Origin of the sequence: Neobacillus sp. KR4-4, assembly GCF_042136325.1 — a bacterium.
Taxonomy (GTDB): domain Bacteria; phylum Bacillota; class Bacilli; order Bacillales; family Cytobacillaceae; genus Neobacillus.
Map to the genome: position 1 here is coordinate 38225 of NZ_JBHHJU010000002.1, position 21281 is coordinate 59505.

General features: G+C 38.1%; 20 protein-coding genes. 3 read left to right on the forward strand and 17 right to left on the reverse strand.

Annotated features, from left to right (window positions below; genetic code table 11):
• Positions 1-209 precede the first annotated feature (209 nt).
• The 15 genes from ACE198_RS01850 to ACE198_RS01920 form a co-directional block, all read right to left on the reverse strand.
• Positions 210-1661 (reverse strand): hypothetical protein, encoded by a 1452-nt coding sequence (locus ACE198_RS01850; protein ID WP_375374525.1) that lies wholly within the window; start codon positions 1659-1661, stop codon positions 210-212.
• 59 nt (positions 1662-1720) lie between these two features.
• Positions 1721-2758 (reverse strand): glycosyltransferase family 2 protein, encoded by a 1038-nt coding sequence (locus ACE198_RS01855; protein ID WP_375374526.1) that lies wholly within the window; start codon positions 2756-2758, stop codon positions 1721-1723.
• On the reverse strand, positions 2758-3273 hold the full coding sequence (locus ACE198_RS01860; protein ID WP_375374527.1) for an acyltransferase: 516 nt from the start codon (positions 3271-3273) through the stop codon (positions 2758-2760). The genes ACE198_RS01855 and ACE198_RS01860 overlap by 1 nt, the downstream gene beginning before the upstream one ends.
• 63 nt (positions 3274-3336) lie before the next feature.
• The gene (locus ACE198_RS01865) at positions 3337-4581 is read right to left on the reverse strand and encodes a glycosyltransferase (RefSeq protein ID WP_375374528.1); all 1245 of its coding nucleotides are present in this window, start codon (positions 4579-4581) and stop codon (positions 3337-3339) included.
• Positions 4562-5872, reverse strand: a complete 1311-nt coding sequence (locus tag ACE198_RS01870; protein ID WP_375374529.1) for a glycosyltransferase family 4 protein — start codon at positions 5870-5872, stop codon at positions 4562-4564. Before ACE198_RS01870 ends, ACE198_RS01865 begins: the two co-directional genes overlap by 20 nt.
• Before the next feature lie 233 nt (positions 5873-6105).
• Positions 6106-7185: a GDP-mannose 4,6-dehydratase gene (gmd, locus tag ACE198_RS01875; protein WP_375374530.1), complete on the reverse strand. Its 1080-nt coding sequence runs from the start codon at positions 7183-7185 to the stop codon at positions 6106-6108.
• Positions 7186-7204: 19 nt separating this feature from the next.
• Positions 7205-8146, reverse strand: coding sequence for a GDP-L-fucose synthase (fcl, locus tag ACE198_RS01880; protein ID WP_375374709.1), 942 nt, complete (start codon positions 8144-8146; stop codon positions 7205-7207).
• 21 nt (positions 8147-8167) lie between these two features.
• On the reverse strand, positions 8168-8839 hold the full coding sequence (locus ACE198_RS01885; protein WP_375374531.1) for a sugar transferase: 672 nt from the start codon (positions 8837-8839) through the stop codon (positions 8168-8170).
• Between the two features lie 20 nt (positions 8840-8859).
• Positions 8860-9753: a UTP--glucose-1-phosphate uridylyltransferase GalU gene (galU, locus tag ACE198_RS01890; RefSeq protein ID WP_375374532.1), complete on the reverse strand. Its 894-nt coding sequence runs from the start codon at positions 9751-9753 to the stop codon at positions 8860-8862.
• Positions 9754-10074: 321 nt separating this feature from the next.
• Positions 10075-10839, reverse strand: coding sequence for a tyrosine-protein phosphatase (locus ACE198_RS01895; protein ID WP_375374533.1), 765 nt, complete (start codon positions 10837-10839; stop codon positions 10075-10077).
• Positions 10840-10927: 88 nt separating this feature from the next.
• Positions 10928-11629 (reverse strand): CpsD/CapB family tyrosine-protein kinase, encoded by a 702-nt coding sequence (locus tag ACE198_RS01900; protein WP_375374710.1) that lies wholly within the window; start codon positions 11627-11629, stop codon positions 10928-10930.
• On the reverse strand, positions 11619-12368 hold the full coding sequence (locus ACE198_RS01905) for a YveK family protein (protein WP_375374534.1): 750 nt from the start codon (positions 12366-12368) through the stop codon (positions 11619-11621). Before ACE198_RS01905 ends, ACE198_RS01900 begins: the two co-directional genes overlap by 11 nt.
• 318 nt (positions 12369-12686) lie before the next feature.
• A complete protein-coding gene (locus ACE198_RS01910; protein ID WP_375374535.1) occupies positions 12687-13163 on the reverse strand; it encodes a CBO0543 family protein in 477 nt (158 codons plus the stop codon).
• Complete coding sequence (locus tag ACE198_RS01915; RefSeq protein WP_375374536.1) at positions 13160-13654, reverse strand: CBO0543 family protein; 495 nt, start codon at positions 13652-13654, stop codon at positions 13160-13162. The genes ACE198_RS01910 and ACE198_RS01915 overlap by 4 nt, the downstream gene beginning before the upstream one ends.
• 47 nt (positions 13655-13701) lie before the next feature.
• Complete coding sequence (locus tag ACE198_RS01920) at positions 13702-14208, reverse strand: CBO0543 family protein (RefSeq protein WP_375374537.1); 507 nt, start codon at positions 14206-14208, stop codon at positions 13702-13704.
• Positions 14209-14492: 284 nt separating this feature from the next.
• Here ACE198_RS01920 and ACE198_RS01925 point away from each other — a divergent pair, with 284 nt between their 5' ends.
• Positions 14493-16049 (forward strand): sensor domain-containing diguanylate cyclase, encoded by a 1557-nt coding sequence (locus ACE198_RS01925; RefSeq protein ID WP_375374538.1) that lies wholly within the window; start codon positions 14493-14495, stop codon positions 16047-16049.
• A gap of 285 nt (positions 16050-16334) precedes the next feature.
• Here ACE198_RS01925 and ACE198_RS01930 read toward each other — a convergent pair whose 3' ends face one another.
• Positions 16335-17567: an SH3 domain-containing protein gene (locus ACE198_RS01930; protein ID WP_375374539.1), complete on the reverse strand. Its 1233-nt coding sequence runs from the start codon at positions 17565-17567 to the stop codon at positions 16335-16337.
• 339 nt (positions 17568-17906) lie between these two features.
• A complete protein-coding gene (locus ACE198_RS01935) occupies positions 17907-18194 on the reverse strand; it encodes a hypothetical protein (RefSeq protein ID WP_375374540.1) in 288 nt (95 codons plus the stop codon).
• A gap of 268 nt (positions 18195-18462) precedes the next feature.
• On the opposite strand from ACE198_RS01935, the gene ACE198_RS01940 reads away from it, so the two are divergent.
• Positions 18463-19845, forward strand: coding sequence for an L-cystine transporter (locus tag ACE198_RS01940; RefSeq protein ID WP_098571442.1), 1383 nt, complete (start codon positions 18463-18465; stop codon positions 19843-19845).
• 511 nt (positions 19846-20356) lie between these two features.
• On the forward strand, positions 20357-21079 hold the full coding sequence (locus ACE198_RS01945; protein WP_375374541.1) for a DUF421 domain-containing protein: 723 nt from the start codon (positions 20357-20359) through the stop codon (positions 21077-21079).
• Positions 21080-21281 lie beyond the last annotated feature (202 nt).

Sequence of the window (21281 nt, forward strand, 5' to 3'; positions counted from 1 at the left end):
CCCGATGATATTTTGCATTATTCCCCTACTTTATAAACCATGGTCTCTTTGTATCAACATTTTGTATTCTATCCCCCAAAAATACAGTTCCTTTCCCTATTTAATACCCTCCAACCTGAATAACTCAACAAAATCTTCAGGTCAGAGGATATTTTGATGGAGTTATCCTAACCTTAACTTTCAATAACAACCTCTTAATATTCATATCTTCACCTCTTACCCCCAGCACTTATTGTCAACGGGATGGAGTTAATCTTCAAGAAGCACCAATAAATGAAAATAAATTTAGCCCAGCAGAAGACAATTGTCTCTACACAATAGCAGTATGTTAACCCAAATAAAATACTCAACCAAACATACATATATTTGTATAATAAGCCGTCAACGATTTTTGATTTAACTTCTATATATATTAAACATCTGGCTGCTAAATAGTTTAATAAAGGAAAAAGCAACCAGCCTACAGTTGTACCAAACCAAATAAATACCTCTCCTGAAAATGATAGCATTTGTCCTCTGTCATATGCTTGAAATGATTCTTTCATTATTTGAGAAGATGAGCGCCAATTACTAGTTGACTGAACAAGCTCTTTAATAATTGGCAAATCCGAAATGCCACTTAATCCTCCAATCCAGTCTCTAGAGAAGGCATGAACTCTTTCAAGCGATGCAACATCAGCCGCCGATGAGTATGTTTGAGCTATAGTCCATGGTCCGTTAACATATTCCTCAACAGTATTTGATACTCCCTCTATCGAAAGAGTAGACGCAGAAAACTGGCCTGCAGATGTTAAATCAAACTGTTTTACTATAACCATAGAAAACATTAAGACAAAGCTCAATGGTAAAACTATTAAAGCAACCCATTTTCTTGCTTTAGGTAATGCAACGCAAACTATAATAATGCTGGTTATTATATTTTCCAATACAAACACCCTGTTTGTGCCAAAATACGACAGGGCATTAAACAAGAGCCATATTAAAGTTAACATTAACCAAAATACATATTTTTTTGTACCACTTTGATATTTAGCTGCTTTTTGGGCAAAATATGCCAACAATGAAATTTTTACACATGTTAACATTGTATTTTCTAATAGAATTTTCGTTTCTGCTGAATTTTCTTTTATCAAGAAAATCTTTAGGGCTGGCAACCAAACTGGCATTCTTAATATAAGAATTGCCCCAAAAACCACTAAAAAACACCATCCCAGAAAATTAATGTAAGGTGGATATTTATTTCTAGCTCTGTTAGTGTATTTTCGGTGTTCCCTATTATATACTCTTGGGTAAAAATAATTGATCGTTGCACAAAATACTACAAGTTCGATACATTGGATTATAACAGCTGCGTAATACGATTGTTCTGCAACCGTCGACATTCGAATTGCTGATACTTCGCCTTTGGATAGAATTAATAATAACGGCAATATAATATAGCGTATTACCGCTATAAAATATGCTACTTTCAATCCTATTCCACCAGTTTGAAATGTGCTTATTCTTCTAAACATTAACAAGCAAATTCCAAATGTCAAAGGTAAAAGAAATATATATTCCAGACCATTCCGAGGTGCCTCAGCAAGCGCGAGAAAAAATGTTTCAATTAAGGAGATGGCAATGAATATGGATGTAATAATATTTGGTCTATACTTTTCCATTTTTCTCTTATCTTTCCAATCGTATTATTTGTGGTTTGTACGTACTTTTTTACTAGATTTCAATACTTTTTTACTTTTCTAAAACACTCAAACACAAAATGTAGATGCCGTCTCACAAACATTTTTATTCCAACTATTAATTCGATGTTACTCTTATTATGAGATAAAAATGCCTTTCTCACTCTTCTATGATAAAAATCTATTGGTTTTGATTCAATAGCAATTGTTTTTAAAGTCTCATCATCCATTGCAGGTTTATAATCATTTTTCTGGAGAAGGCAGGACTCAATATAATAACCAATTAATACCAAAAATCTATTGTTAAATCTGACCCATTCGTTCTTTGGTATTTCGATATTCCACCCTCTGTGTAAGTCAAGAATTTCGTTATACATTAAGGACAAAGTCTTATAATAATCCACTTTATACTTCTGCAAATATACTGCTGATTCAATTCTATAATGGTAAAAAATATCCTCGCTTATCAACACACTTTTGGCAAAGTTATAATAGCGATAATTAAAAACTATATCTTGAGATCTCCGTAAATCTGGAAAGGAAATATGGTTTTCAACGATTATACTTTTTTTATACAGGATTCTCGTTGGTGCACAAATAGCTTCATCCAAGAACAATGAAACATAGCTACTATGCACTTCGGATGGGGTGGATATTTCTTTATTATATAAATGTTTTTCTCTCCGAATGACACCTTCCGATGTCATATATTCCTCATAGTATCCAGTTATAATTAGATCCGATCCATATTGTTCATACATCTTCACGTATTCTTCAAGCATATTAGGTTCAATCCAATCATCAGGATCAACAAACATTATTAGTTCACCTGATGCGTGACTCAGACCCTTATTTCGTGCTGGTCCAGAGCCCGCATTTTCCTGCCAGAAGACTTTGAACCTTGTATCTTTATCAGCATAGGTTTTAGCAATATCATAAGAATTATCTGTTGCACCATCTATAACAACAATGATTTCAATGTTTCCATAAGTTTGGTTACTTATGGATTCCAAACATTCTTTCAAGAATTTTTCAACATTGTAAGTCGGTAAAATCAAACTAACAAGTGGTGATTTCATTAAATTATTCCTTCCCTTTTCAGATACCCCTCCGCATACTCCCTAGTTGTTTTTATAATTTGAGCCGGATTTCCAACTATCACCACACCATCGGGTATGTTACCCTTAACCACGCTACCCGCACCTACTATTGTATTGGACCCTATTTTGGTTCCTGGCAAAATAATAGTCCGCGCACCAATAAAGCAATTATTCCCTATCTCGACGGGTTTCAATATTCGTTTTCCTTTTCCTCGACTGCCGATACTACTTATTGCTCTAAGATTCGAAAAGTCGTGTGTGAGTATTAATACTTCCTTTGAAATAACGGTATCTTTACCAATTGTTATTAAAGAATAATCAATACCATCAAACTGTGCCGATGGATCAATATAAATTGCCTCTCCTTCCGGAAAGTTAATGCCTATTCTTTTAAGGTATTTATTCATCAGCTTCATATACGAATGCGGATTTATATAGTTCAACAAGTGTAATAGCTTTCTTTCAATCACCCAAAATACCTTTTTAATTTTCACATTGCCTTACCTCCATTTAGTATTCAATCCACATTCATGGAGTAAACTGATGCTGCTTTCATTTCAGTCAAATAATAATTTCTGATAGAGCGGTACATACTGCTTTAATCGTTCCTCCATGCCAAACAGTTTTGCAACTTTACAACAATTATCACTTACTTTTTGATTCTCTATTGAATTCGTTAGCAGCATTTCTTCAAGTACTCTTTTAACCTTATCCAAATCGACTGTAGCCGAATCAACCTTTTCCACAATTCTGCCGACAGTGGTTCCGACTATTTTTTCACCCATAATTATGGCTTCTGGGCTCCCGCCTGTATCATACGTCAGTACTGGCGTTCCGCATGCAAGTGCCTCTAAATTAGTCGTAGGAAAATTATCTTCATAAGTTGGATTGAAATAAATATCCGCCATAGAATACAATTCAACAAGTTCTTGAATATTACTAGTCCTCTGTAATGCGATAATATTGGGCGGCATCTTTTTCAACTGCTCTTTTGTTAATCCAACTACAACAAATTGAATTATAGGCATCAACTTTGAAAGTTTGATGAAATCATTCAAGCCTTTACGCTCAGTCCATTCGCTTGCCACACCGAGAACAATTGGCTTGTTCTCTGGAGAGTATTTCTTTCTAACATTTTCTTTATGTGTTGGTCGAAAAACATCCAGATTGATACCATTATATAGGACGCTTATTGGGTAATTATGCATGAATGACAGTTTCATTATTTCTTTCAACCATTCACTCGGTGTTACCAATGTAATATCCAGCCCTGTAAATAACTCTTTTTTCTTATTCCAATTCCATTTAGAGTTATCCCACACCTTTGAAGAAGGGTATGTTTCTTTTTGTGGGCAATTGTGGCAACCGATTTTCCACCGTTCGCAACCCACCATATCAAAATACACACAATGCCCCGTAATAGGCCAACAATCGTGCAGCGTCCACACAACCCGTATTTTGTGATTTCTAATATAATTAAAGAGCATTTCAACATTCAGATAATAACCATGAATGTTATGCAAATGAATAATTTCTGGTTGAACCTCATCTAACCTTTTTAACAACTTTTTTGTTGCTCTTTTTGATGCAAATCCAGTTTTATCTGTAATTCTTGTGTATGCACCGTGAATTTTAACACCAATATCATCTTTAATTACAATCTCATTTGAATCTTCTGTATCTCTGCCTCGTCCCCAAACAACATAAGAATCATGGCCTGAAGAAATTAGTTGTTTATGGATTCCCATCATAATACTACCAGTTGCCTTGTAGGGAAACGTGTTAATTTGTACTATTCTCATGTTTTACCTCGCAACTTAGTATTTCTTCTGAATATTTTCTAACAGAGACATCTCTTGTAAGATTCTGCAACAGATTTTCTCTTCCACGCTTACCCATCTCAACAATTTTTCCTGTTCCGGCATTCTTGATAAACCAGCGGATATTTTGCTCCACTGACTCATAATCACCCGGCTCAGAGCAAAGGCCACCTTTTGTTTCCTCGATAATGCAACGGATTTCAGAATTCTTTTCAAGCACAGCAAGCACACTCTTTGACGCTGCAGCGATGCCATAGTATTTGGACGGGCAGGAAACACCCTTGATTCCCTTTGCATTTACGCACCAGTGAACATCAGCAGAGTTCAGGCTGTATACAAGATCAGCCTTATCCTGATAGGGGATAAATACCACATTATCCATATGATGAACTCCCTTATACATCACCAACTTGTCCAGCACAGACCCTGCACCGACAAAGGCAAATACTACCTCTTGGCCACCTGCCGTCTTAGTCCCTGGCTTGAACTTTTCAATTACTTTTAGTAGATTCTCTAGGTCATAGTATAAGCCAATATTGCCAGAGTACATAATGACGAATTTATTCTCGAGACCGTACTGCTTCTTAAATGCACTAACCTTCGGGTGATCTGTTTCCACCGGATAGATTTCCTTTTCATCAATCCAGTTGTTAATCATCACAGTCTTAGGTACTTTTTTGCCTTTGAATCGATTATGCACTGTCTCCACAAGATCACGACCAACTGTGATAATGAGGTTGCTCCTCTTACAGCTGAATTTGTCAATGAACATCATTGCCCCAATTACAAACTTGCTCTTGCTGTACTCCACAGCCATAACCTGTTCGGGATTGAAGTCCTGGATGTTATAAATAAATTTAGCTCGCTTCATCCATTTCCCCCACACCCCCAGTAAGCCTCCCAAAATAGGCGGCTGAGAGATGGAGAAAACGTAATCCATTTCCCCCAATTTAAACGTGGCAGCCATAGCTCCAAAAAAGTATGCTAGGATGTTCTTAATCCTGCTAAATTTATTTGCTTTACTAAATTCAGGAACACGGATGCGTAATACCTTCACACCATTAATGTTTTCCTCGTAGTACTTCTGAGTTTTATACTTTTCCTCGACAGTACCCAAATAGCTTGGCACAACACAGATGACAGTTATATCAAACTTATCCAGCATTCCTTCAGCCAATTCGCGGAGAATTTGACCGGTTGAGGCAGTATCAGGAACATAGTAATGTGCATATAGTAAAAGCTTTTTCTTTTCAGTTTTCATTTTTTCGACCATGCAGTATCTCTTCCCTATCAATTGAGGCTGCACACTTTAATGGTGCAAATTATGAATGCACCAGCCTCTATATTTTATCTTTAAGCTTCATATAAAGGTCAAGCGTGTAGACCTTATCGAGAGCATTTGCCAGTTATCGTTACTATTTTTCTTTTCAATAAAATGGAATAACAAAAAAAGAGTAATAATATAGAAGATCCCTTCATCATCACTCACTATTTGAAACATAGTTTTTAATCAAACATTTTCTTAACTCTATCTTCTTTTTCAACTTTTTTCATATCAGCACTAACCATGATACGAACTAATTCCCCAAATGGTGTTTTGGTTGGATTCCAACCTAATAAGGTCCTTGACTTAGTTGGATCTCCTAATAATTGGTCAACTTCTGCAGGACGGAAGAACTTAGGGTCAACTTCAACGATTACCTCTCCAGTTGCTTTGTTAACACCTTTTTCCGCTACACCTTGACCAGTCCATTCAATTTCAACACCAACATGTTTGAATGAAAGCTCTACGAATTCACGTACAGTATGCATTTCTCCAGTAGCAATAACGAAATCCTCTGGTTTATCATGTTGAAGGATTAACCACATGCACTCAATATAATCTTTGGCATATCCCCAGTCACGTAAGGAGTCTAAGTTACCTAAAGTTAGTTTTTTTTGTTTTCCTTGTGCGATACGTGCAGCTGCAAGCGTAATTTTACGCGTTACAAATGTTTCACCACGTCGCTCTGATTCATGATTAAACAAAATACCATTTACTGCAAACATATTATAAGATTCGCGGTAATTCTTCGTAATCCAAAACCCATAAATTTTTGCCACACCATATGGAGAACGTGGATAAAATGGAGTTGTTTCTTTTTGTGGTACCTCTTGAACTTTTCCGTAAAGTTCAGATGTTGACGCTTGATATACACGAGTTTTTTCTGTTAGACCTAAGATCCGAACTGCTTCAAGGATATTTAATGTACCCTTAGCATCTACATCTAATGTATATCCAGGCATATCAAAAGATACACGGACATGTGATTGAGCAGCCAAATTATAAATTTCATCAGGTTGAATTTCACCAATAACACGTGTAATGTTTAATGCATCGGTAACATCTCCATAATGAAGATGGAAGTTTTGATTATTTAATAGTGCATTAGCTTCCTCTTCAGTAAGTAAGTCTTCTAAGCGTTCTTGGTTATAAGAAGAGCTGCGACGAATCATACCGTGCACTTCATATCCCTTTTCTAATAGAAACTCTGCTAAATAAGAACCATCTTGTCCTGTTACACCTGTTATTAATGCCTTTTTCATGTTGTCCTCCGATTATATATTAGTTTACTTTTGTTAGTTGATTATCTAAGAACCATAGGTAAGCTTTCTTTAATCCCTCTTCTAATGAAGTAGTGGCTTTCCAACCTAAAGAATTAAGCTTGGTTACATCGACTAATTTTCTTGGTGTTCCGTCAGGTTTGGTTGTATCAAATTGAATCTCACCAGTGAATCCAACAGTTTCCTTAATCTTTTCTGCTAATTCTTTAATTGGTAAGTCTTCGCCTACACCAATATTTACAATTTCATTACCAGAATAATTATTCATCAAGTAGATACTCGCATCAGCAAGATCATCTGAGTATAAGAATTCTCGTTTTGGTGTTCCTGTTCCCCAAACTTCTACAAATGGAGCATTGCTTTCCTTTGCTTCATGAAACTTACGAATCAACGCAGGAAGAACATGAGATGTGTGCAAGTCAAAGTTATCATTTTCACCATATAAATTCGTTGGCATAACTGAAATGTATTGTGTACCATATTGACGATTATAGGATTCACACATTTTAATTCCAGCAATTTTTGCAATCGCATATGGTTCATTTGTCGGTTCAAGAACTCCTGTTAAAAGATACTCTTCTTTTAATGGCTGTGGAGCCATTTTTGGATAAATACAAGTACTGCCAAGAAATAATAACTTTTCTACATTATTGCGATACGCCGCATCAATGATATTTGTTTGAATTAACAGGTTGTCACGAATAAAATCAGCAGGATATTCGTTGTTGGCAACGATCCCACCAACCTTTGCAGCCGCTAGGAAAACAAAATCAGGTTTTTCTTCAGCAAATAAGCTGTCTACTGTATTTTTATCTCTTAGGTCTAGTTCTTTACTAGTGCGATACACTAAATTTGTATACCCTTTTTCTTCAAGCTTTCTTACGATTGCAGAACCCACAAGGCCTCGATGTCCAGCAACATATATTTTCGATTCTTTATTCATCATCTTTTCATTACCTCTTTTCTAGAATGCATCTTTCGATCCAAATAATACTAGGACCGTTTTTAATATGATCTTTAGATCATATAGGAAGGAGCGTTCTCGGATATATTGAAGATCCAATTCCACCATTTCTTCAAACCCTACACTGTTTCTCCCACTTACTTGCCAGAGTCCCGTACAGCCTGGTGTGACCAATAATCGTTGCTTGTCATACTCAGAATAAACAGCAACTTCTCTAGGAAGCGGTGGACGGGGACCAACTAAACTCATATCTCCCTTTAATACATTAAATAGTTGGGGCAATTCATCAATACTCGTTTTCCTGATAAACTTACCGATTCTTGTAATCCTTGGGTCATCCTTCATTTTAAACATGGCACCAGATACTTCATTATGCTTTAACAGCTCTTGCAACTTTTCCTCCGCATTGGATACCATCGAACGGAATTTATACATTTTAAACTCTCTTCCATTCAGTCCAACTCTCTTCTGTGAAAACAGAATGGCTCCCTTAGGATCTTCCAATTTAATCAGAATCGCAATAATAATAAAAAGGAAACCTAAAAGAATAATCCCAAAAGAAGAACCAATAATATCTAATATTCTTTTTGCTATTACGTATGTTTTTCCGTCATTAACAAGTGTTTTCTGGTTTTCTAAATAAGATACTTCTTGATTTGCCAGATTCGACAACCGCGACCCCTTCCTTCTCTCTATAACATTACTTTTTCTTTATCTAATGAAGAAACTAGATTTTTAAGGTAATCTAGCATATCGTCATGGAGGTCATCATGCTGCAAAGCAAATTCAATCGTCGTCTTCACAAAACCGAATTTTTCACCTACATCATACCGTTTACCTTCAAAATCATATGCAAATACTCTTTGGATTTCATTTAAGCGTTGAATCGCATCTGTTAATTGAATCTCGCCGCCTGCACCTTTTTCCTGACGGTCAAGGAACATAAAGATTTCAGGTGTTAAAATATAACGACCCATAATTGCAAGATTTGATGGTGCAGTACCTAGTTTTGGCTTTTCGACAAAATTATTAACCTGATAGCGTCTTCCATCCTTTTTTGACGGATCAATAATTCCATAACGATTTGTTTCATGATCAGCTACTTGCTGCACACCAATTACTGATGAAAATGTTTCTTCATATTGATTAATCAACTGTCTTAGGCAAGGTGTTTCACTTTGTACAATATCATCTCCCAAAAGGACAGCAAATGGTTCATCGCCAATAAAGTTGCGTGCAGACCAGACCGCATGTCCAAGGCCCTTTGGCTCTTTTTGGCGAATGTAATGAATATCCGCTAGATTTGTTGCATATTGAACTCGCTCCAAGATTTCATACTTTTCTTTCTCGATTAAGTTTTGTTCCAATTCCACGGCATTATCGAAATGATCTTCAATTGCACGTTTTCCTTTACCCGTTACAATGATAATATCTTCAATCCCAGATGCCACAGCCTCTTCCACTATGTATTGAATGGTCGGCTTATCGACGATGGGAAGCATTTCTTTCGGCATTGCTTTTGTTGCTGGCAAAAATCTTGTACCCAGCCCTGCAGCTGGAATGATGGCTTTTCTGACTCTTTTCACTGTTATTCCCCCACTAATTCATTTGTTTATCTACTGAACTCTTTCCTTTGCTAAAGCAAAGAGGCAAAAAAATAAATATCTAATGGAATTGCAAGTGCTTTCACACTTATTCTTTCATTAGATATTTATTGTTTTATTAATAATCGGGCATCTAACCCGGCCTCACATCATGCTCTTGACGACAGGCGTCTAAGGTCCAAGGAACCCACAGCACAATCGAGTGCCCCCATCGATATCGGACAGGAGGCGTCGCCGATCAGGCGATTTAGCCTGAATAAGGGTGTAAATTGATAATCTGTTATCACTTATCGGCTTAGTCGGTTAAAAGATGTTAAAAAAACGCTTCTTTTTAATTCGTTCGGGCACTTCTTTATAAACATGACTTCCTTCAATGACAAGTTCAGCATTCTCTTGGAATAAATACACCAAGTCAGTCCCGTACTTTGTTTGAATCATCTCGAATGCCTCCCTCATTTTAAACGTGCGATTGCTCGTATTATGAGCATCCGAAGCAATAAAATGAGTAAGGTTTGCATCGATTAATTGCATTGAAAAGTTCTTAATCTTTTTTCCAAAATCTCCACAAATACTTGAAGCCGTGACTTGAGACAGTGCTCCCTTTTTCACAAGTTGATAAAGAACTTCCGGTCGTTCGATGATTTCTTGGTTTCGTTCCGGATGAACGATTACTGGAATGAGTCCCTTTGTCTGTAAATCGTAAAACAACTTCTCCGTGTATCTCGGGACATGACCAGATGAAAACTCTACCAATACATATTGTGTGTTATCGATTGGCAGGATTTCACCTATTTCATAGCCTTCCACCATTTCCCCATAGATCCGGGTTTCTTGCCCTGGAAGTACATTCAAATCTATCTTTTCTTCTAGTAAAGCCTTATTTAATTCTCTAACTCTATCAATAATGGTCTGTTTTGGGTTTTCATAACGGTTGTTCAAATGATGCGGTGTAGCGACAATCGTATGAATTCCTTGTTCGACAGCCTTCTTGGCCATGTTGACACTTTCCGACAAATCCCTTGCCCCATCATCTATGCCCGGTAATATATGACTATGCAAATCAACCATTGGTCACACACACTTTCCAATAAACTGTTATTTTTCACCGACATTCTACATAATAACATGGATTCGTGGAGGAATTTGTCGAAATTTGTTACTTAGAACCATAATAATAATAGTAGTCACCGTTCTGTACTTCTTTATGATTCAAGACGACACCAAGTAATTTACTTTGGGCATGTTCCAGTAAGTCCTTCGCTTTTTTCGCTTGATCAATTTCTGTTTTCTCACTATAAACAACCATAATTGATCCATCCACCTGATTTGCAAGAATTTGCGGATCAGCTACCGCTAATAATGGCGGGGTATCAAAGATAATATATTCGAACTGAGACTTCGCGTCTTCAATAAATAGTTCCATTGATTTCGAGCTTAATAGTTCAGCAGGATTCGGTGGAATCGGACCGCTTGTTAAGATGAACAAGTCCTTTTCCTGTGTTTCAAGAACGGTTTTTTCCAATTCTCTTTGCTTTGTTAATACCGTTGTAAAGCCAAATAAGTTATTCATTCCAAATGTATGGTGAACGGTTGGTTTGCGTAAGTCCGCATCGACTAATAAAACCCTTTTGCCCAACTGAGCAAATGTTACAGCAAGGTTTGCTGCTGTCGTCGACTTCCCTTCCGCAGGTCCTGAAGAGGTAACCATAATAGCCCTCAGCTCTTCATCGACAGAAGAAAATTGGATATTGGTTCGAATTGTCCGGTATTGCTCAGAAATCGGTGACTTTGGATCGATCGCTGTGACCAACTTACGGCTTGCGTCTTTACTGTTCAATTTCTTCTTTTTAAGCGCCAATGTTTCCACCTCTTCCTTTTGAATTTTTCGCTGCACGGCGTGCCGCTGCCTCATCCATCTTTTGATCATCAATGGTTGCAATAACACCTAGAATCGGAAGACCTAAGACCTTATCTACATCTTGTTCGTTTTTAATCGTGTTATTAAAGTACTCAAGTAAGAATGCAAGACCGACACCCGCCATTAAACCAACAACAAGTGCAATTGCCACGTTTAATAATGGTCTTGGTTTGATTGGTGCTGGATTTTCTGAAACATCTGCTTTCGCGAGAATGCTCACATTATCGACACTCATGATACTTTTAATCTGCTTTTTAAAGACTTCAGCCGTTTTATTGGCAATTTGTGCAGCTACGGTCGCATCAGGATCCTGAACAGACAAGTTTACTACTTGGGAATCCTTTTCACTTCCAACGGTAATCTTCGCTTTTAATTGCGAAGCCGTCATGTCTAAATCAAGTTCTTTGGTAACGATATCTAAGATGGCTGGGCTTGTGATGATGACGTTATAGGTATTAATTAATTGAAGGTTGGTTTGTACTTCATTCGATTGGTATAAGGATTGTTCATTTTTCTTTTGGTTCACAAGAATTTGTGTAGAAGCCTGGTAAATCGGGGTTAAGAAATAATAACTAACCACTCCACTAATGACGGCAGCAATTACAGTTATCGACACGATTAACACTAATCGTTTTTTCAATGTCTCGAGCAACTCTTTTAAACTAATAGTCTCTTCCATTTCGTCCTCCTAAATATGTGTTACAAAATATTTTCCATTATATCATATTTATTACAAAAACTTGGCGAATATATCAGTATTTTGTCATTTATTTTGTTTTTATGTCCGATGAATGATTACCTATACTATTAAACACCCTTTTTACAAAAATTTGAAGGGAGAATAGATAATTGGAAGGAATTACAACACAAAACAGTAAATATCTACTAGTTATCAATTTATACCTCATCTGCGTTTGATTCAGTTGGCCAACCGTTCCTATCTCCCGGAACCATCGAGTGTCCTTTTTTGGAAAAGTACCCTAAAGTGCGATCGTACCTAATCCATTTCCTTTGAAATCCCCCTGAAAAACCACACACAAAACCCGCGCGAGATCATAAAGGTGAGAAACAACGTAATCCATGTCCAAAACCATGTCCAATGGTGATACTCAAGTAAGTCTGTATATTTTTCGATCAGAACCTCAGGTATGGTCAAGGCCGTGCAATAGGCACCATAATATAAGAACTTTATGAGCTTCCTGCTGAAGTGCGGGTAAAACACATTAAAGATGACCGCAACAGCTGGGTAGGCAAAGAACTCATACGTAAAACTCGCACGGTTGGCCTTTGCAAATAACCTGACGGGATACGTTAGCAGACCAACCTCCACCACGATGAGTCCAAACATCCAGGTGACCGCCTGCATAAATACAAAGGAGGTTATGGCTAGGCGGATTTTCTGTTTCGGAATCAGAAAGAGCAGACCACTGGAAAGCAGCCAAACACCAAGTAAAATCCACCATTCCAGTTTCATTCCACTGCCTCCTGTTCCATTCGAAAAAGCTTCTTATTCTTAAAAAACCATTGATAGACGAAATTCGTGACCGCAAAGATACAAAAGAAATCAATCCAGGTAAAATACCAGGCATAGTGAACGTATTCAATCAGATTTGTAAACTTCACTAGGATGAAATCATAAAGCGTGATGATCGAAATCCAACTGCACAAGTAGATGAGCCGAATCCGGAGTGAATGTTTGGGCTCATAAGCAAGATAAAACCCACAAAGGAGCGGATAGAAGAAATACTCCGTCGTAATTAGCAGGTCTGTCGCTTTCGGAAACTCACGAACCGGAAAGGCAATCAGATCGAATTCGACATGGACCAGTGAATTCAGCCACAGCAGCGACTGACAGATCAGGGCGGTCACTGCCACTTTTCTGTACCGCTTTTTTGGCGTAAAGAAAATATACGTAAAGATCCCAATGACCCACATAAGAATTATTACCGCGTAATCGACTGACATTCCCTATGACCTCTCTTATCGTAGTTGCTGCAAATTTGATTTTTCCCTTATTTAATCGAAATGTGAAAGTAACGAAGGAGAAATACAATGATAACAATTGAGATACCATATGTAAGAAACGGCCGGGAATAGTGAAGACGAATCATCGAGTACATCACGGTATAAAAGAACGGCTCCATCCAGTAGCGGTAGCCATTTTGCAAAATAATCCGGTTCGTTTTATGAAATAGAAATTCAACCATAAGCGAACCAACGACCCAGAAAAGAATATGGCGAACTTGCTTTCCTACTTCTTTTTTAAATGGGTAATGGCTTAGGAATAACAAGGTAATCGCCGGGAGAATGATAAAGGTGTAAATTAAATCAACCATTGTATGTGAGTCCGGGAATATATCCGGGTTATGAACCCAGAGCAAATGATCTTTGCACAATACATTGTAAAGGAGGTTGCATACACTCACATAATAAATGGTGGTGATGTATTTCTGCCAATGTCTCCAATCGCCCTTCCAAAAGCTCATACTAACTAGGACAACCGTTAATAGTGCGTGCATAGCTCCCCTCCCATCCAATCGACGAATTTAGGTTATATTTTCCCCATCGTCGTGAAAAATGATTCCAGCTGTGTGAAAGGAATACGTTATACGGACTAGTGAGGAAAATTTGCGGATGAAAACGATACCAGTAGATCACATTTATAATAGAAGAAACTCGGTTATTTTGTTATAAAAATAATTCGTGTATACAAATTCCCCTTACCGGAATGATAAAGACAATATGCTATATTTTAGTCGGTTGTTTTGACGATAAATGACACTTTATATAGTGGTGAAGAGATATGAGGAAACCGTTTCGATTAAGTATAAAACTTCTTTTTTTAAGCTTACTGGCGTTCGCGATGATTGGCACCATCGCCGCCAGTGTGATTTCGAGTGTGATGGTCAGTAAAAACAACTTAGAGGAAAATTATTTAATCGAGAATCAATATTACGCTCAAAAATTAGCGACTACCACAGATCATCTTTTTACCAATATGCTTCAAATCCTAACGACGGAGTCACATGGAAAAGAATATGTAACGGCAGATTCTGAACTCATTTACCATGAGATCAAGCGGATATTGGATTCGACTACCTTCTTTAATTCGACAATTTTTGTGGATTCTACCGGACTGATCGTAGCCTCCGCACCCGATCGGACATTAGAGGGGAAAAGATTGAAGAGCGTTGGCTCAAAGGAAGCGTTGAAACAGAAGGCACCCTTTATCTCGAAGCCTTATGTGGGTGTGTCGGGGAATTTAATTTTGCTTATCTCTGCCCCTGTCTTTGATGATCATGGGTCGTATAAGGGCTTTCTGTCTGGAACCATCCATTTACAAAAGGAAAACAGCCTGAAAAAAGTTCTCGGTCAGCATCCCAAACACGAAAACGATTCCTATGTCTATGTCGTTGATTCGGAAGGGAATATCATTTATCACCCCGATCAGGATCGAATAAATGAAAACGTAAAAGAAAACAAAGTGGTGCAGCAAGTGCTGGAGGGGAAAAACGGCAGTCAAGAGGTTACGAATACACAAGGCATTTCGATGCTAGCGGGCTACGCTTCCTCTACATCCACGAGTAAGTGGGGCATTATCTCCCAAACGCCTAAAACAGCCGTTATCGAACCCACGATTCAAATGGCAAAAAAAGTAGGAATCAATGCTGTTCCCATTTTCATTTTAGTATTTGCCCTATCCCTGTTCATTTTGAATAAAATTGTGAATCCCATCCTAAATTTAGCGGTCTACGCAAAAGAAATGACCAGCCATCCGTCCACCCCTCCCCCTCGTATTCCGAATTGGTATTTTGAGTTAAAGGAGTTAAAACGGGCACTTTTGGTAGCTGTTGATTTTTATCAGAAGAAACTTACTTCTGCGGAGAGTGTATCGAATCTAGATCCATTGACTGGTTTTTATAATCGGCGCTCGTTAGAAAAAAGGGTTAGTGAGTTAGACATGTACTCGATTATTTTGTTTGATGTTGATTATTTTAAAACGGTAAATGACCAAAACGGGCATCAAATGGGGGATGAGGTGTTAATCTACCTTTCCGAATTAGTGAAGAAAGCGACGAGGGAAAGTGATTGGTGTTTCCGTTTAGGCGGAGATGAATTTTTAATCGTACTTCCCGAAACGGATCCATCGGTCGCTCAAACGATTGCCGAACGAATCAGAAGAACAGCCGAGGATGCCAGTAGTCCGATTGGAACACCACTGACCGTGTCGATTGGAATTGGTCATTTCCCCACGACCGCCCAGCAGTTCTCAGAATTGGTTAAGGTCACTGATGAAGCTTTATATCGTGCGAAACAACTGGGGAGAAATCGAGCTGTTATGGCTAGGCGGCGGGAGTGAGGGAAGGTGGTGGGTTTGGGGCTGGTGGACTTCGCAGGTGCCTGGTGGAGTTGCGGCGGAAATCAACAGACTCTTATGAAAAATAAGCGGAAAATTTCCGGTTAAATTGGGAAATACCTCTATTTCCTTTAAAATAAGGGAAGTTTTTCCGGTTATTTGATCCAAATCCTTGAATTTTGCCTTATTTTAGAGCAGTTAAGCGGAATTTCTCCGCTTATATCCGCTTCTTGAGCATCCTCTTTCAACAATAGCCGGAAATTCTCCGCCTATTAATTTCAACTTTATTTATTGAACAGAAAGTAAAGTCATTTGTTGACCCCGTTTCCCTTCAAGGGTTAGGGATACTTTTTGCCCAAAATGTCCTGCTAATTCCTTTATCAACTTACCTGATGCTTTGGCCGTATAGGTGTTTCCATTGTCCGTACTAAAACGAAAGGTCCCATTCGTGTCTACGGCTTGAAGTTGAGCCGATACTGTTATTTGATTCGTAGTGGCAGGGATGTTAATTTTTTGCCCAATTTTCAACTTGGCTGGGTCTACGGTTGGATTGAGTGCTTGAATGGATTCGACTGAGATATTCAAGGCTTTACTGATTTGTACAAACGTATCCCCGGGCTTGATCACATACACCACTGAACTTGGAATGGTTGTGGCTGGTTTGTTCATAGTTAAGTAGGTTTCACTAACAAATGCCGTTTTGCCGTTGAATTCAATTCGCGCCCAACCTTTACTAGACGATCTCACTGACACAGTATCGTTTACCTTTAGCATCCCCATGACCGTACCACTCGTAGAGGCAGCATCTCTCACTTTTAATGTTGTCGCATTGACATACATGGCTTTGGCTTGCGCAACAGCTGGCTTCGTCGTTTCCCCTGGTGTGGTGAGATACGCAGCACTTACATAACAAACTCTTCCTTTGATCAGAATGCCTGCCCAACCATTTTCAACGAATGAAACCTTGACCACTTCCCCTTTTTTATAGGTTCCGATGATACCGCTTTTTGTCGAAGGTTGGGAGCGAACATTTAGGGTTGTCGCATTTACCGTTCGATTTTGTACTTTTGGTAAAAGAATTTTTTTCCCATTAATGGACGTCAGCCCATTGGCTTCTAAAATTTCTTGTGGGGTTACTCCATGTGCGGCCGCAATCGCTTCAATTTTTTCCCCACTTTTAACCTGATAGGTATATTCCCCTATAAATGCCGCATTGGCTGTGCTGGCAAAAACACTAAGGACAATGGTAAAAATCCCCGTCACGACGAGATTTTTTACAGGACTTTTTTGAATCATTTGGTTCACCTGTGACACATATGTATTCCAATTGTCACGAATATCTTTTAGGAATCCTTTTATGTCTAATACATTGCGAATATCAAAATAATTGACTCGTTGCTCATATTCGCGTTTTTCCATCCTCGAAGTGAACTCTGGTGCACTTTTTGTCTGCTTGCTTTTTCCATGAGTCTCTTTCCGATGAATAGCTAATTCACCATTCACAAATAATTGGTTCGTCATCTTCACTATTTTCTCCTATTCCTTCTCGATGTTTTAGCGGGATGATCCTGTCTGTCACTGAATGTGACCTATGACATTATACCCCCCTCTGTAAGATTCGACACTATTCATCATTTTCTGTCCATAATTTAGCGTTATATGAAAATTTTGGACTAATAGATAAAGGCTGTTTTCGCCATGTTTGTTGCTATATTTACTTCAATTGAATTTAATAAGCGTTTATCTTTTGAAATGCTTATTTTGGCATTCCAAAAATCAAACTATATTACTGTTGAAATGGTTAGAAAAGTATAAAAGACCTCATATAAGGCCTTTTATACTAATATTTCATTGAATTGTTTATGACTCAATTTTATTCAAAAATACTGATTGGGTCGGACCTAACCACAACCTATTTCGTACACTTAGTTCATATTTTGCCCCATCAATAAGTAGAGTTGAAATCTTATTACTAGTAACGTTATCCACTATTGAAACTGTCTCTACTTTACAGCCTTCATTAATAAGATGTTTGACAACCGCATTATGAAAATTCTGAGGCTTTTTGTACCATTTGTACCATTCATCTAATTCAAATGTAATTACATTTCCTCTCTGAAGTAACGTTTTTTTTAATTTATCAAACAATCTATTCTCTTCCTTCCATATTTAGCAAATTGTATATTCTACCATAACTATACAATATAAATTAATTAATTATTTTCTTAAAAACAACAATCTTTTAATAAACAGCCAAAATCAAAGAACCGAAATCTCTAGAGTTATACTCCTAATCGGTATCCTAAGGGCCTTCATTGTTGATTTTCATTTTTTTATAATTCCGACTTGACCGATTGGAATAATAGAATTATAGTATTGTTATTATATAAATAATAATATTTATAGGGGGATTATCGTGGATACATTTTTAATTATCATTAATATTGCCGTTTTCCTATTGCTTGTCCTTGGATTGTTCGCGATGCAGAAAAAGCATGTGTCTTTTTCTAAGCGCGTCTTTACTGCACTGGGTTTAGGGATTGTTTTTGGATTTATCATTCATTTGATTTATGGGACAACGTCCGACGTTACGGTAAAGTCTATCGATTGGTTTGCCATCGTTGGAACCGGGTATGTAAAACTATTGCAAATGGTTGTTATGCCGCTTGTGTTTATCTCGATTGTTGGAGCGTTTACGAAATTAAAGTTGACTAAAAACATCGGAAAAATTAGTTTTCTTGTGATTGCTATTCTTCTTGGAACGACCGCTATTTCAGCAGCGATCGGAATTGGGTCGGCGCTAGGATTTGGCCTGGATGGAATTCAATTAAATCAAGGGGATGCCGAAGCCGCTCGAAATGCTGAATTGGAACAAAAAGTGGTTGGCGTTCAAGATATGACGATTCCACAGCAAATCATCGAGTTGCTTCCAAGTAATCCATTTGCGGATTTAACGGGTGCTCGTCCAACTTCTACGATCGCCGTTGTTATTTTTGCCGCAATTGTAGGGATGGCCTACCTTGGAGTAAAGAGAAAAGATCCGGAACACGGAGAATTTTTTGCTAAAATTATTGATACGTTTTACGCGATTATCATGCGGGTCGTCACCCTGATTCTTCGCCTTACTCCATATGGGGTCCTTGCGTTAATTACAAAAGTAATGGCAATGAGTGATTATGCAGCGATTGCAAAACTAGGGAAGTTCGTGATTGCATCCTATGTGGCGTTAATCGCGATGTTTATCGTGCATTTACTGCTCCTCTCCCTTGCTAAATTAAGTCCTGTAAACTACGTGCAAAAAGCATTGCCGGCACTAACGTTTGCCTTTACTTCTCGTACAAGTGCGGGAACATTACCTTTAAATATCAAAACACAAACAAAGGACTTTGGTGTATCGGAAGGGATTGCAAACTTTGCCGCATCATTCGGGCTTTCCATCGGCCAAAACGGATGTGCTGGTATTTACCCAGCGATGCTAGCCGTGATGGTTGCGCCTTCTGCAGGCATCAATCCGTTCAGCCCATCGTTTATTATTACGCTTATTCTAGTAGTCGCGATTAGTTCATTTGGGGTTGCTGGTGTTGGCGGCGGCGCTACATTTGCTGCATTGATCGTTCTATCCGTATTAAACCTGCCAATCGCGATTGTCGGATTATTAATCTCTGTTGAGCCGTTAATCGATATGGGCCGTACAGCCTTGAATGTCAGCGGAAGCATGACCGCCGGCGTGTTAACTGGTAAAATCACAGGTGAATTAGAGAATGAAGTCTACCAACAGCCTCGAGCAATCGAAGCTTAATAGAATTCGCTCATTGGATTGATAGATTCGCTCATTGAATGCGAAGATTCGCCCAGTGAATTGATATATTCGCTCATTGAGTGCAATAATTCGCTCATTAAGATGACTGGATAGCCTTAACAGGGCTATCCTTTTTTTGTTTATAGGGTACGATGTCCGTCCCCGTGGTTTTTTGGACAGTAATTTTTAGCGGAGGGGTTATACTAAACTATTAATTTCCATGGATTCGCAACGAAATAGTGCAGTTTTCACAAATAAGCTCTCTCTTTTTACGAATATGAGGGCTAAAAGCGGATAAATTTAACCACCTAGGAATTCTATCAGCGAATAATTGAAGTTTATCAGCGATTATTACCATTTTATCAGCGAATTCTCAGATTCTATCAGCGAATCCCTCATCCTACGATAAATAGTAAACGATGGGGACTCTCCTTTATATAATTTCTAAGTTTATTCTCGCTTAGACTAGGAATAATGGTAAGGAGGGTTTTAAGGAGGCTAAGCTTATAAAGTGACGTTCTTAAATGATTATTTATGGACACCTTTTATGGTGTTTTCTTTAGGATTTTTATTGGTGAAATTTGCTGGAAAGAGGTCAGTCGCACAAATGACAGCCTTCGACCTGATGTTTATACAGATTATGGGCACTGCCATCACTGAACCTATTGTTTCAAAAAACAATTGGTCCGCTGCTTGGTATTCTTTTTCAATTGCACTTTTATATATCATTTTATCCAGACTAGCACTGGTCAATAAGTTGAAGTATTGGATTTCACACAGCCCTACCGTTTTGATTCGCAAGGGGGATATTGACGAACATGGGTTAGCAAGAGTTCGATTAACGGTGAATGAACTTCAGGGTATTCTCAGGACAAAGGGATATACAGATATACTAGATGTGGAGATAGCGGTGATGGAGGAATCTGGACAGGTCAGTATCATCCCAAAGTCGGATAAAAGACCCTTACAGCCCAGCGACCTAAATATTCAACCCAGCCCTACTTTTATATCGATTCCCTTAATCATGGACGGGGATATCATTCAGCATAACTTAAAGTTTGTGCATAAAAGCCTAGATTGGCTGTATTCTCAAATGATGATCCATCAACTCGGGAAAGAAGATCTACATAAAATCACATTAGCTACCTATAATCAAAAAGGTGACGTTGAGTTTGATATTAAAAAGGAACATGATAAGAGTATTAATACCTACAAGCCAGGGAATGAAAACTAAGAAGCGGTTAGGGGGTCAGGTTGAGTTCGCGGGCCGGGTAAATAGACGGAGAAATTCCGCTTATTTTGTAATTTTGATTAAAAAAGGCATAAATAGACGGAGAAATTCCGCCTATTTACTCGAAAAGTTCTAAAATGGGGAATTTTCCTTTGCATAACCGGAAAATTTCCGCTTATTTCCCCCTGAAACGAGCTCCATTTTG

Bases quoted from the DNA above. Each gene is read 5' to 3' on its own strand.
- ACE198_RS01850 (WP_375374525.1), bottom strand. From the start codon at position 1,661: ATGGAAAAGTATAGACCAAATATTATTACATCCATATTCATTGCCATC.
- ACE198_RS01855 (WP_375374526.1), bottom strand. From the start codon at position 2,758: ATGAAATCACCACTTGTTAGTTTGATTTTACCGACTTACAATGTTGAA.
- ACE198_RS01865 (WP_375374528.1), bottom strand. From the start codon at position 4,581: ATGAGAATAGTACAAATTAACACGTTTCCCTACAAGGCAACTGGTAGT.
- ACE198_RS01870 (WP_375374529.1), bottom strand. From the start codon at position 5,872: ATGGTCGAAAAAATGAAAACTGAAAAGAAAAAGCTTTTACTATATGCA.
- gmd (WP_375374530.1), bottom strand. From the start codon at position 7,185: ATGAAAAAGGCATTAATAACAGGTGTAACAGGACAAGATGGTTCTTAT.
- fcl (WP_375374709.1), bottom strand. From the start codon at position 8,146: ATGAATAAAGAATCGAAAATATATGTTGCTGGACATCGAGGCCTTGTG.
- ACE198_RS01895 (WP_375374533.1), bottom strand. From the start codon at position 10,839: ATGGTTGATTTGCATAGTCATATATTACCGGGCATAGATGATGGGGCA.
- ACE198_RS01905 (WP_375374534.1), bottom strand. From the start codon at position 12,368: ATGGAAGAGACTATTAGTTTAAAAGAGTTGCTCGAGACATTGAAAAAA.
- ACE198_RS01910 (WP_375374535.1), bottom strand. From the start codon at position 13,163: ATGAAACTGGAATGGTGGATTTTACTTGGTGTTTGGCTGCTTTCCAGT.
- ACE198_RS01915 (WP_375374536.1), bottom strand. From the start codon at position 13,654: ATGTCAGTCGATTACGCGGTAATAATTCTTATGTGGGTCATTGGGATC.
- ACE198_RS01920 (WP_375374537.1), bottom strand. From the start codon at position 14,208: ATGCACGCACTATTAACGGTTGTCCTAGTTAGTATGAGCTTTTGGAAG.
- ACE198_RS01925 (WP_375374538.1), top strand. From the start codon at position 14,493: ATGAGGAAACCGTTTCGATTAAGTATAAAACTTCTTTTTTTAAGCTTA.
- ACE198_RS01930 (WP_375374539.1), bottom strand. From the start codon at position 17,567: ATGACGAACCAATTATTTGTGAATGGTGAATTAGCTATTCATCGGAAA.